Consider the following 11,817-nt stretch of genomic DNA (forward strand, 5'->3'; position numbering starts at 1 on the left):
AAGCGGTCCAGAACGCCCATGGCTGCCTCCAAAAGACAGCCTTGAATCACGCCAAATCACTCTTGGGAATCCCAAGAGTCCACGCCACCTAGAGCATGTCCGCGTTTCTCCGAAACGCGAAAGATGCTCTACCTCCTTATTTTATCGCATTTTCTTCACAAGAACCGGGACCACTTCGCTCGAGAATGCTCTGGGCCCGGACCGGCGGGAGAGAGGCTGGAACGCCACCTCTCCCGCCGGTCCGTGGTCCTCATTCAGCGTAGGATTGCGTCGCCCAGGCCGCCCGCAGCCTCGGCCCGACCTTGACGCCGAACGGCCCGAACCATTTGTCGAACAGGGCCTCGGCCTCACCGGATTTGAACATCTTCGCCATGGCGTGATTGGCGATCCACAGGATCGTCGGATTGAGCTTGGGCACCATGAAGCCTTGCGGCGCGTAGCCGTATTCCTCGCCGACAATAGTCAAGGCGTCAGGGTTCTTCGACTGCCGGATCAGGCTGTAGAATGCCCCGTTGTCGCTGAAATAGGCGTCCGCGCGCCGGGTCTCGACCGAGATCAGCGCAGCGGCATGATCATCGACGTTCTGGATGCGGATATTGAGCTTCTTATCGGCGATGAGCTTCTTGAGGTCCGGTTCGCTGCTGCCGCCGGTAGCGACGGCCACGACCTTGCCGTTCAGATCCTCGTATTTGGTGATGCCCGAGGCCTTGAGAACCAGAAGCTGGCTCGTCGAGACATAGGAGACGGAGGAGAAATCGACCTGCTTGTTGCGGCCGAAGGTATTGACCGTGCCGCCGCATTCGAGATCGACCGTGCCGTTGGCGACCAGCGCCTGACGGTTCTGGATGTTGACCGGCACATATTTGACCTGGATTTCCGGCAGCTTCAGCTCGGCCTTGATCTCTTCGATGATGCGCTGGCAGAACTCGACCGCGTAGCCGGCCGGCTTCTTGTCATTGTCGAGATAGCCGTAAGGGTAGAGCGTCTCGCGGATGCCCATGGTGATCGTCTTGGTGTCGCGCAGCTTCTTGACGATCGCATCGACTTCCTGCGCCTGGGCGGAGGCCGCCATGCCGAACGCCAGCAGGGCGCTTGTGATGGTGACAAAGTTCAGTCTCATGGTTCTCTCCCGTTTGCCGTGATCGTTCAGTTCGTCACCCCGCCCGGTCGGACGGAAGGCCTTCAAAACCCGAGGCGCGCCCGTTCCTGCAGTTCCTCGCGCGTCATCTGCGCGAAGTCGAGAGACGGCAGCAGGTCGTTGTCATCGGCGAAATCACGGCCATAGGCGCCCGAAAGCATGGTCAACCCAGCCTCGTGCAGCACCGCCGGGCGGCCCACGAGCCGGCCGAGCAGAACCGTCGGCAACAGGCCGAAGGGCGCATCCTCCAGCACATAGCGGCTCTCCAGCGTCGTCGGGCCGAAGCCGCCGCGCCCCTGGCCATGCAGATTGGCGTTCATCTCCGCGATGCTGGCGAGCGGCAATTGATAGGAGAAGGCATAGTGCTCCTTGATCGTGCGCACCGAAAGCCCGAAGGCTTCGGCGATCGCCAGCCGCTCGGCGTCGAGCGCCTCCATCACGCGGCCGACAGCCGGGGTGACGTTCTCGGCCTGGCCCCAACGCTCACCGCGCTCCATCCGCGTCAGGTTGAACAGCGCAATCGCAAGATGGTTCTGCGGATTGAGGTTGCTGAGCGCGATCGCCAGGAGCCCGTCGCGCTCGACGAAACGCTCGCCGAACAGGGCCGTGCAAAGCGCATGGCCCTCGTCGAGCCCAGCTTCGGGCACGGCTGCGATATCGATCTTGGAGCGCAGCGAGTTGACGCCGACCTCGGTCGGGCTGGTCTTGCGGCCGGTCGTCAGCGTCGTGCCCCAGGCGATGATCGGCGCGCGAACGCCGCGAGCAGCGAGCAGCTTCGAGAGATAGAGCGCACCGAACGAGGCGTGCGAGCTGATGATGACCGGCTGCCCCTCGCGCAAATGCGCGGCCGTGGCTTCCAGCGCCATCTTATGGGCGTTGCCGGGCATCACCAGCATCACCACGTCGGACTCGGTCACCGCCTCCTTGGCGCTGGAGGCGATCCGGGGCTGAAAGCTTGTCTCGATCGCAGTCGTCGCCCGCAACGGAGCGCCGGCCGCCAGTTCGCGGGTGCTCTGGCCTGACGGCGACCACAGCATCGGGTCGTGACCGCCGACAAAGAGCTGGGCGGCGGCGCCATAGGCCGCGCCGCCAGCGCCGAGAATGCTTACGCGCATGGGAAAGATGCCTTTGCTCGATCCTGAGAGGAAGAACGGTCGCAACGAAGCTGCGCCGCGAATGCCTTGGGCAGTGCGCACATCTCGGCGAGCAGAGATGATCCGATATAGCGGAAATGAGTCAAGCTGGCTTGCCCTGCCCGGTTTTGCCGTAGAGCAGCACCATCAGGCCGCGGGCCGGCCGGTGCGAGGCATTGCTGATGGAATGGGGAACGTCGACGGGATAGCGCGCCGTCTCACCCGCCTTGACCGGATAGGTCGATGCGCCGCTGGTGATCAGGAACTGCCCCGACAGCGCCGTGAAGTGCTCGCAGGCGCCCGCTGCATGCGGCGCGCTGTCGAGCCTGCCGCCGCCGGCGATCTCGACATCGTACCATTCGGTCGTGCCCGCCAGGCTCGGGGGGCTCAGAATGCGCAGGCGGCAGGAGCCGTCGCTGCTGCGGATCTCCGGCGTGTGCTCGGACGGGACGATCTCGATCGTCGTCTCGCTTGGCACCGCCTGCCCGCCTTGCAGCAGCGCCGCGAAGTCGATCTTCAGCCCCTGCGTCAGCCCCCACAGCACGGCGAAGGTCGGGTTGGCCTGCCCGCGCTCGATCTGCGACAGCATCGATTTCGAGACGCCCGAGAGCGCTGAAAGCTGCTGCAGCGTCAGTCCGCGCGCCTTGCGCTGGCGCTGGATGATCGGGCCGATCTGCGGTGCGCTGAGCTCGGTCATGGCGATGATCTAATGCGTCAGGACCTTGGTCAGGAACTGCTTGGCGCGCTCCGTCGCAGGGTCGGTGAAGAACTGCGCCTTGGGCGTGTCCTCGAGGATCTCGCCGCCATCCATGAACAGCACGCGGTCCGCCACGCGCTGGGCGAAGCCCATCTCATGCGTCACCACCATCATGGTCATGCCTTCCAGAGCCAGCGCCTGCATCACCTCCAGCACCTCGTTGATCATCTCGGGGTCGAGCGCGGAGGTCGGCTCGTCGAACAGCATCGCCTTGGGGTCCATCGCCAGAGCGCGCGCGATCGAGACGCGCTGCTGCTGGCCGCCCGAGAGCTGGCTCGGGCGGCTCGCCAGCTTGCCGCCGAGCCCGACCCGGGCCAGCAGCTTCTCGGAGCCGGCGTCGGCTTCGGCGCGCGAGCGTTTCAGCACATGGATCTGCGCCAGGCTGACATTCTCGAGCGCGGTCATATGCGGATAGAGCTCGAAATTCTGGAAGACCATGCCGATCCGCGCGCGCAGCATCGGCAGATCGGTCTTCTTGTCCGAGACCGAGACGCCATCGACCGTGATCGAGCCCTGCTCGAACGGCACGAGACCGTTGACGCATTTGATCAGCGTGCTCTTGCCTGAGCCCGACGGGCCGCAGACCACCACGACCTCGCCGAGCTTCACCGAAGCCGAGCAGCCGCGCAGGATCTTCAGCTTGCCATAGGATTTGTGCACGTCCTCGAGAACGATCATCCCGTGCGGCCTTTCCGGTAGAATTCCAGCGCCTTGGTCGATGACAGGCAGATGATCAGATAGACCACGGCGACCAGCGTATACATTTCCGTCGGCCGCCCATCGCGTGCGGCCACGATGCTCGCCGTCGTCAGGAAGTCGTGCAGCGCCACGACATAGACGAGCGAGGTGTCCTGGAAGACGATGATGATCTGGTTCAGCACCAGCGGAGTCATCGCCTTCAGCGCCTGCGGCATGACGATATGGCGCATCACCTGCGAGCGCCGCAGGCCCGTCGCCAGCCCAGCCTCGGTCTGGCCCTGGCGGACATTGTTGATGCCGGCGCGGATGATCTCGCAGTAGAACGCCGCCTCGAACATCACGAAGGCGATCAGCGCCGAAGCGAGCGAGCCGATCGGCCGGCCGATCGCCAGCGGCACCAGGAAATAGAACCAGAACAGCACCAGCACGAGCGGCAGCGAGCGCATCACCGTGACGCAAGCCGCAGCCGGCGACGCGATCAGCCGGTTCGATGACAACCGCATCAGGGCAAGGCCAAAGCCGATGACCAATCCGCCGATGGTCGCGACCGCGACCAGCAAGGCGCTGAGCGCCATGCCTTCGGCCAGGAAGCTCCATGATCTGGCGATGACGCCCCAGTCGAAATCGCTCATGAGCCGGCCCTGCGCAGGGCTGCACCGCCGACCCTGTCGTCGATCAGGCGCATCAGGCCCGTGACGCAGAGCCCGATGACGAGGTAGCCGATGGTGGCCACGGTGAAGGCTTCCAGGCCCTGGAAGGTGTAGTTCTCGATATGGCGGCTCTGCGCCGTCAGTTCGAGCACGCCGATCGTCAGGCTCAGGGACGAGAGTTTGACCGTAACCAGGAACTCCGAGGTCAGCGGGCCGACGATGGCGCGCAGGCCCAGCGGCACCACGACCAGCCGGAACGCCTGCAGCGGACGCAAGCCCGTCGCCAGCGCCGCGGGCATCAGATGATTGCCGACGGCCTCGATGCCGGCACGGACCTGCTCGGCGACACGCGAGCCCGCAAACAGCCCGATCGCGACCACTGCAGTGACGAATTCAGGATAGGGCAGATCCCGCTTGATCCAGAGGCCGATGGTCTCCGGCACGATCTCGGGCAGGACGAAGTACCACAGGAAGAGCTGGACCAGCGGCGGGATGTTGCGGAAGACGTCGATATAGACGCCCGCGATCACCCGAAGAATGCCGCTCGGCAGGCTGCGGACCACGCCGACGACGAGGCCGACCGAGAGCGCAATGGCCCAGCTGACGAGGCTGATCGCAACGGTCCATTGCAAGCCGCTCCAGAGCCACTCCGTATAGGGCTCCTGCAGCAGGATGGACCAGTTCCAGCGGTAGTTCATGCCGTCGCAGCGGCGTGGCGTGGAACCCGGGGCCGGTCTCGGATGTCCATCAAGGGTCCCCACAATTCCGCTATAGTGGAATAGTTCGATTATGGGGATTGTTTGTCAACTGGCTTTCCTGTTTCGGTCGCGCCCGCCGGCGCGGCCATGCAGGCAGCCCCTTCCTGATGGCGGAGCATCGGGCTTATCGCGCCGGATGCTCCGTCATCTTCGGCAGGAACCAGGCCAGCAGGCCGATCGCCGGCAGGAATGCGCAGATCCGGTAGACGGTCTCGATGCCGACACAGTCGGCAAGTTCGCCCAGCATGGCGGCAGCGACGCCGCCAAGACCGAAGGACAGCCCGTAGAACAGTCCGCCGATCAACCCGACGCGGCCAGGCAGGAGCTCCATCGCGTAGATCAGGATCGCAGCGAAGGCGCTCGACATGATCAGGTTGATCACAACCGTCAGCACGCCGGTCCAGAACAGGTTGGCGAAAGGCAGCATCAGCGTGAAGGGCAGCGCCCCCAGGATCGAGAACCAGATGATCTTGTTGCGGCCGATCTTGTCGCCCAGCATGCCGCCGCCGACCGCCCCTGCCGCCGAGGCCACCAGAAAGAGGAACAGCATCATCTGGGAGGTCTGCACGGAAACGCCGAACTTCCCGATCAGGTAGAAGGTGTAGAACGAGCTGAAGCTCTGCGAATAGGCGTTCTTGGAAAACAGCAGGATGACCAGGATCGCGATCGGCAGGACGACGCTCGCGACGCCGCGGATCGGCGGCCCAGCCACCGACGCCAGCTTGACCGCGACCGGAGCGGCTGCCTGCTGGCTCCGCCATTGAGCATGGCGCCTGACGGTCCAGGTCATCAGGATCATCGCGAGGAGCGCCGCGGCCGAGAACCAGGCAAGGCTGGTCTGGCCACGCGGCACGATCACGAACGCCGCCAGCAGCGGCCCGAGCGCGCCGCCCGTCTGCCCGCCGAGCTGGAAGATGCCCTGAGCCAATCCATGCTGCCCGCCGGAGGCGCTGCGTGCCATCCGCGTCGCCTCGGGATGGAAGATCGAGGAGCCGATGCCGACACAGGCCGCCGCCAGCAAGAGCAGCGGATAGCTGCCGGCATAGGCGAGCCCGATCAGCCCGGCGAGCGTGAAGCCCATGCCGACGACCATCGAATAGGGCATCGGGTGGCGGTCGGTATAGGATCCGACGAGCGGCTGCAGCAGCGACGCCGCAATCTGGAAGGTCAGGGTGATCATCCCGATCTGCCCGAAATCCAGCGCATAGGCGCTCTTGATGATCGGGTAGATCGCCGGGATCAGCGACTGCATCATGTCGTTGAGCAGATGGGTCGTGCTGAGCGCGATCAGCACGGGCATGGCGGCGCGCTGTGAGACGCTGACCGGACTATTGAGGTTCATCGCTGTGTTCTCATGTCGTTGCCGAGGCGTTTTGTCGCAACAGCCCGGACCTGTTCGTCATGGTGGATGTCACGACATGAAACAAGCCGGCAAAATCACGGCACCGACCTGCACGGAGCGCGCGGCGCCGAAGCTGTCACGGGAGGCTCCTGCGAGGGCAGTGGAATACCTGACGGCGGTCGATCCAGGGTCACGCCAGTCTCAGCCCTGGACGAAACGCGGCGGCCGTCTCTCGACGAAGGCGGCCTTGCCTTCGATGGCGTCGTCGGAGAGGCCGAGCGGCACGGTGATCTCCTCCTCCATCAGAAGCCCGGCCTGATAGCCGTTGCGCAGGCCGGCCGAGACGCTGCGCCTGGAGGCCGCGACCGCCTTGGGGGACTGGCTGGCGATCAGCCCCGCAACCGCGAGCGCCCGGGCTTCGAGCTCATCATCCCCAACGAGTTCCTCCACCAGCCCGATCCGATATGCCTCTTCCGCCCCGATCGTCTGCCCCGTCAGCATCAGGCGCAGCGCCTGGCCGCGCCCGACCAGCATCGGCAGACGCTGCGTCCCCGTCGCGGTCGCCATCGCGCCGAGCTTGACCTCTGGTACGCCGAAGCTCGCGCTGCGACCGGCGATGCGGAAATCGCAGGCCAGCGCCAGGACCATGCCGCCGCCCAGCGTATGACCGTTGCAGGCGGCGATTACCGGCACCGGGCCGCGCTCGATGGTCTCGTTCAGCCTGGTTTCCACCAGCCGCGCCTCCTCGATCCAAGCGGCCGAGGCTTCGAACTCGCGGATATTGGAGCCGACGGAGAACGCCTGCCCGCTGCCGATCAGCACGACGCAGCGGGCGCCATGATCGCGCTGCACGCTTTCCAGAAAGGCGGTCAACGCCCGCCGCGCCGCGATGGTGAACACGCCGAGCGGCTTGGAGATGATGCGGACCAGGACGACGCCGGGCGAGGCCAGGACCGCCTCGAAAACCTCGTTCTTCAGGAGGCTGTCAGTCATTGTTCCGCTCTCACGCTGCCTGCAGGCCAGTCCGAATGACTGGGGCGGGTTTGCGGGCCAGGCTGAGGCCGATCGGCTCTGGCCGGAACAAGCGCGCCTCCATCAGCTTGAGATCGCTCGCCACCTGCAGCGGCGTGCCTGCCCGGGCGAACACATCGCGCTCCAGATCGACACCCGGCGCGATCTCGACCACGGTCAAACCTTCGCGGCGCAGCTCGAGGACGCAGCGCTCGGTGACATAGGTGATGTCCTGCCCCCGTTCGACGGCGCTGCGGCCGCTGAAGGTGACATGGCCGACCTCAGGCACGAATTTGGAGATCTTGCCGTCCTGGCGGATGCGCAAACCGCCATCCTCGGCCGCCACCTGCAAGCCGCCCGCCGTGAAATAGCCGCTGAAGACGATCTTGCGCGCCCGTGTCGTGATATCGACGAAGCCGCCGCAACCGGCGGTGAGATAGGGCCGTGACGGCAATCGCGACACGTTCACGCTGCCGAAGGCGTCGACCTCCAGGAAGGAGAGCAGCGAGCAGTCGAAGCCGCCGCCTTGGAAATAGGTGAATTGCTGCGGCGTCGGAAAGATCGCCTGCGCATTGGCGGCGCAGCCGAAAGCGAAGCCGGTCAAGGGAATACCGCCGACGGCGCCCTGCTCGATCACCCAGGTCACCGCCTCGGCCTGGCCTTCCTCGATCAGGATCTGCGGCACCAGCGCCGAGATCCCGAAGCCGAGATTGACCGCGCCGTCATCCATCAGCTCCATCGCGGCGCGGCGCGCGATCACCTTGTCGACGCTGAAGGGCTCAGGCCTGAAGCTGCTGATCGGGCGGCGGACTTCGCCGCTGATCGCGGGATCGTAGAGGATCTCCGTCGCCTGGGCCTGGTCGGGGTCGACGACGACGTAATCGACCAGCGTCGACGGGATATGGACCTTGTGGGCGGGAATCGTCCCAGCAGCCGTCGTTCGCTTCACCTGGCAGATGACGATCCCGCCCGAATTGCGGGCGGCAAGCGCGAGATCGACCATGCCGAGCACGGCCCCCTCCTGCTCCATCGAGATGTTGCCGCGCTCATCGGCGGTCGTCCCGCGAATGATCGCGACCTGCGGAAAATGATTGGGAAAATGCAGCCAGGTTTCGCCGGCGAATTCGACGACCTGCACCACCTCGCCACGCTTGCCCGCGGCCGCGTTCATCTTGCCGCCATTGAGACGCGGATCGACGAAGGTGTCGAGGCCGACCTTGGTCAACACGCCCGGGCGCTTGGCCGCGGCGTCGCGAGCCATGTCATACATCACGCCCGAGGGCAGATTATAGGCCGCAACCTCGTCGCGCTCGATCATCTCCCAGATCGCCGGCGAAGGCAGCGAGGACGGCCCGCTCGGAAAGGAGCCGGCGAGGATAACCTCGAGCAGGCCCTTGCGCGCGAGATGGTCGATGCCCTTCACGCCATACATGTCGCCGGCCGCGATCGGCGAGAACACCGTCAGGTTCCGCGGATGCCCTTCCGTGGCGAAGCGTTCGCCGACCGCCTTCAGCATGTGGTCGGGGCAGTTGAGTCCCGCCGACGAGCCGATCGCCAGAACTGCGCCATCGGGAATGAACCGCGCCGCCTCGGCTGCGGAAATGATCTTCTTCATCATGGCGTTCTCATCGGATCGGAACCGGATTTGTCCGCATTTCGCTGCTGCGCGCCGCCGATGAGGGGCACGCGAAGCCAGGGCGGCATCAAGCCGTCCCCGCCGCCGAAGGCGTGGCGCTTCAGCTCGAACCTCATCGTTCCACTCCCGTGGGCGCAGCTTGAAAACCGACTTGATCGTTCTAGTAGATCGATTTACTACCGAGCTCGACAAGGCCGTGCAACTGAAAAATTGAAGCCGGGAAACGCTGGGATGGATCGACCACTGCTCGGAAACGCCCTGGTCACGGGCGCCGGTCGCGGCATCGGCCGCGCCATCGCGCTTGCCCTGTCTGACGCCGGATTCAACATCATCGCCAATGACTTGACCGCATCCGATGATCTGCCCGCCACCATCGCGGCGATCGCGGCGCGCGGCGGCAAGGCCGTGGCGTTGCCAGGCGACATCAGCGACCTCTCCGGCCAGCAAGCCCTGGTCGATGAGGCCTGGGGCGCCTTTGGCGGCCTGCATTGCCTCGTCAACAATGCCGGCATCTCCGTCGCCAGGCGCGATGACATCCTGAAGGTCACCCCCGAAAGCTATGACCGCCTGATGGAGGTCAATCTGCGTGGCCCGTTCTTCCTGACGCAGGCGGTGGCGCGGAAGATGGTGCAAGCGCCTTCCGAGCATTTCCGCAGCATCGTCACGATCTCCTCGATCAATGTCGAGTTCGCCTCGGCCGATCGGGCCGAGTACTGCATTTCCAAGACGGGGCTCGCGATGATGTCGCAGCTCTTCGCGGCGCGCCTGGCCGGGGACGGCATCAATGCCTACGAGATCCGCCCCGGTATCATCCGCACCAACATGACTGCCGTGGCAAAGGAGCGTTACGACGCGCTCTTCGCAGCTGGCCTCACCCCGCTCGCCCGCTGGGGCGAGCCCGAGGATATCGGCAAGGCGGCCGCGATGCTGGCCTGCGGCTCCCTGCCCTATTCGACCGGCGAGGTGGTGCGGGTCGATGGCGGCCTCGCGGTTCGCAGGCTGTGACGTTCATGAGCGGCAGAGAGCTTCCCCCGGGCGAATACTGGTTCGAGGACCTCGAGGAGGGCGATCGCTACCAGACCGGCTTCCTGGTCGTGACCGAAGCTCATATCGTCTCCTTCGCCGGCCTCTCCGGCGACTTCTTCGACATCCATATGGATGACGACTTCGCCCGCTCGCAGGGCTTTCCGGCTCGGGTCGCCCATGGCCTGCTCGGCCTGGCGCTGACGGACGGCCTGAAGAACCGGGCCTCGGTGCGCATCATGGCGATCGCCTCGCTCGGCTGGAACTGGCGCTTCAGGGCCCCGATCTTCGCGGGCGACCGCATCGGCGCGCAGATCCGCGTCGCCGGTAAGCGCCTGTCCGGCAAGGGGCAAGGCATCGTCACGCTGGCTTTCGAAGTCATGAAACGCGGCGGCGAGATCGCCCAGGAGGGCGAAACCACGCTCCTTACCCGCTTGCGCCCTCAAGCCCCGGAACGGACGCCCGCATGATCACGCTCGCTCTTCCCCGCGCAGACCGCTCGCTGGAACGCTTCGCCCTGCCCGATCCCGTCCATTGGGACACCGCCCGCCCCGGCGAAACGCTGGCGCGCGCCGTCTTGTCGGCCGCTCATGTCGTCGCCGATCCGCTGGCCGATATCGCGCCGATGCGCGAGATCGCGATCGATTTCGACGCGACCCAGCGCTTCCGCGAGCATCTCTGGGATCTCGGCCTCGGCGTCGCCGAGGCGATGGATACCGCCCAGCGCGGCATGGGGCTGGATTGGCCTTCCGCGAAGATCCTGATCCGCAACACCCTCGCCAGCGCCCGCCAGCGGCCCGGCGCTGTGGTCTTCTCAGGCGTCGGCACCGAGCAGCTCGCCCCTGAGGACGCGACGATCGAAAGCGTCATCGCCGCCTATCTCGAGCAGTTGTCTTATGTCCAGGGCCTCGGCGGGCGCGTCATCCTGATGGCGAGCCGGGCGCTGGCGCGGGCAGCACGATCCCCCGCCGATTATGCCCGCGTCTATGCCCGCGTCCTCTCCGAGGCCGACCAGCCGGTGATCCTGCACTGGCTCGGCGAGATGTTCGATCCGGCGCTTGCCGGCTATTGGGGCGGGCGCGACATCGACGCCGCGATGGATTCCTGCCTCGGCATGATCGCCGACAATGCCGGCAGGATCGCCGGCATCAAGATCTCGCTCCTCGACAAGGAGCTCGAAATCGCGATGCGCCGCCGCCTTCCCGAGGGCGTCGCGATGTATACCGGCGACGATTTCAACTATCCCGAACTGATCGCCGGCGATGCCGAGGGCTTCAGCCACGCCTTGCTCGGCATCTTCGATCCGATCGCGCCCATCGCCTCGGCCGCCCTCAAGGCCTTGGCGCAAGACGGCGCCGCGCCCTTCCGGGACATCCTCGACCCGACCGTGGAACTCTCGCGCGAATTGTTCCAGGCGCCGACGCAGTACTACAAGACCGGCGTCGTCCTGCTCGCCTATCTCGGCGGCCATCAGGAGCATTTCACCATGCTGGGCGCCCAGCAGGGCGCCCGCTCGGTGCTGCATCTCGCTCGCGTCTTCCGTCACGCCGCGACGCTTGGCCTGTTTCAGGACCCCGACCGCGCGGCTCGGCGGATGGGGCATATCCTCGCCCTCCATGGCGTCACCTGATGCCGCCGGCTTGACGGGTCGGTCCACCGCGATCAGATCA

General features: G+C 65.6%; 12 protein-coding genes. 3 read left to right on the plus strand and 9 right to left on the minus strand.

Annotation, left to right across the window (positions count from 1 at the left end; translation table 11 throughout):
• Window positions 1-250: 250 nt before the first annotated feature.
• The 9 genes from CYD53_RS27695 to CYD53_RS27735 form a co-directional block, all read right to left on the minus strand.
• Entirely contained in the window at window positions 251-1,120 is an 870-nt protein-coding gene (locus CYD53_RS27695) for an amino acid ABC transporter substrate-binding protein (RefSeq protein WP_103721313.1), read from the minus strand.
• Between the two features lie 62 nt (window positions 1,121-1,182).
• Window positions 1,183-2,253: an NAD/NADP octopine/nopaline dehydrogenase family protein gene (locus tag CYD53_RS27700; RefSeq protein ID WP_103721314.1), complete on the minus strand. Its 1,071-nt coding sequence runs from the start codon at window positions 2,251-2,253 to the stop codon at window positions 1,183-1,185.
• Between the two features lie 121 nt (window positions 2,254-2,374).
• Window positions 2,375-2,968: a helix-turn-helix domain-containing protein gene (locus CYD53_RS27705; protein ID WP_103721315.1), complete on the minus strand. Its 594-nt coding sequence runs from the start codon at window positions 2,966-2,968 to the stop codon at window positions 2,375-2,377.
• A 9-nt stretch (window positions 2,969-2,977) separates the two neighbouring features.
• Entirely contained in the window at window positions 2,978-3,706 is a 729-nt protein-coding gene (locus CYD53_RS27710; RefSeq protein ID WP_103721316.1) for an amino acid ABC transporter ATP-binding protein, read from the minus strand.
• Window positions 3,703-4,359 carry an amino acid ABC transporter permease gene (locus tag CYD53_RS27715; protein WP_103721317.1) on the minus strand — a complete coding sequence of 219 codons (657 nt, stop codon included), beginning with the start codon at window positions 4,357-4,359 and terminating at the stop codon, window positions 3,703-3,705. The genes CYD53_RS27710 and CYD53_RS27715 overlap by 4 nt, the downstream gene beginning before the upstream one ends.
• A complete protein-coding gene (locus CYD53_RS27720; RefSeq protein WP_103721318.1) occupies window positions 4,356-5,075 on the minus strand; it encodes an amino acid ABC transporter permease in 720 nt (239 codons plus the stop codon). The genes CYD53_RS27715 and CYD53_RS27720 overlap by 4 nt, the downstream gene beginning before the upstream one ends.
• 184 nt (window positions 5,076-5,259) lie before the next feature.
• Complete coding sequence (locus CYD53_RS27725) at window positions 5,260-6,477, minus strand: MFS transporter (protein WP_103721319.1); 1,218 nt, start codon at window positions 6,475-6,477, stop codon at window positions 5,260-5,262.
• A 201-nt stretch (window positions 6,478-6,678) separates the two neighbouring features.
• Entirely contained in the window at window positions 6,679-7,470 is a 792-nt protein-coding gene (locus tag CYD53_RS27730; protein ID WP_103721320.1) for an enoyl-CoA hydratase/isomerase family protein, read from the minus strand.
• Window positions 7,471-7,480: 10 nt separating this feature from the next.
• The gene (locus CYD53_RS27735; RefSeq protein WP_181012055.1) at window positions 7,481-9,103 is read right to left on the minus strand and encodes an acyl CoA:acetate/3-ketoacid CoA transferase; all 1,623 of its coding nucleotides are present in this window, start codon (window positions 9,101-9,103) and stop codon (window positions 7,481-7,483) included.
• Window positions 9,104-9,355: 252 nt separating this feature from the next.
• Here CYD53_RS27735 and CYD53_RS27740 point away from each other — a divergent pair, with 252 nt between their 5' ends.
• The 3 genes from CYD53_RS27740 to CYD53_RS27750 are packed head-to-tail and all read left to right on the plus strand — an operon-like array spanning window position 9,356 to window position 11,777.
• A complete protein-coding gene (locus tag CYD53_RS27740) occupies window positions 9,356-10,129 on the plus strand; it encodes a 3-ketoacyl-ACP reductase (RefSeq protein ID WP_103721322.1) in 774 nt (257 codons plus the stop codon).
• Between the two features lie 5 nt (window positions 10,130-10,134).
• On the plus strand, window positions 10,135-10,617 hold the full coding sequence (locus tag CYD53_RS27745) for a MaoC family dehydratase (RefSeq protein ID WP_103721323.1): 483 nt from the start codon (window positions 10,135-10,137) through the stop codon (window positions 10,615-10,617).
• Window positions 10,614-11,777 (plus strand): dihydrodipicolinate synthase family protein, encoded by a 1,164-nt coding sequence (locus CYD53_RS27750; protein ID WP_103721324.1) that lies wholly within the window; start codon window positions 10,614-10,616, stop codon window positions 11,775-11,777. The genes CYD53_RS27745 and CYD53_RS27750 overlap by 4 nt, the downstream gene beginning before the upstream one ends.
• Window positions 11,778-11,817: the final 40 nt, after the last annotated feature.

The organism is Allobosea psychrotolerans, assembly GCF_002917105.1.
Lineage (GTDB): Bacteria > Pseudomonadota > Alphaproteobacteria > Rhizobiales > Beijerinckiaceae > Allobosea > Allobosea psychrotolerans.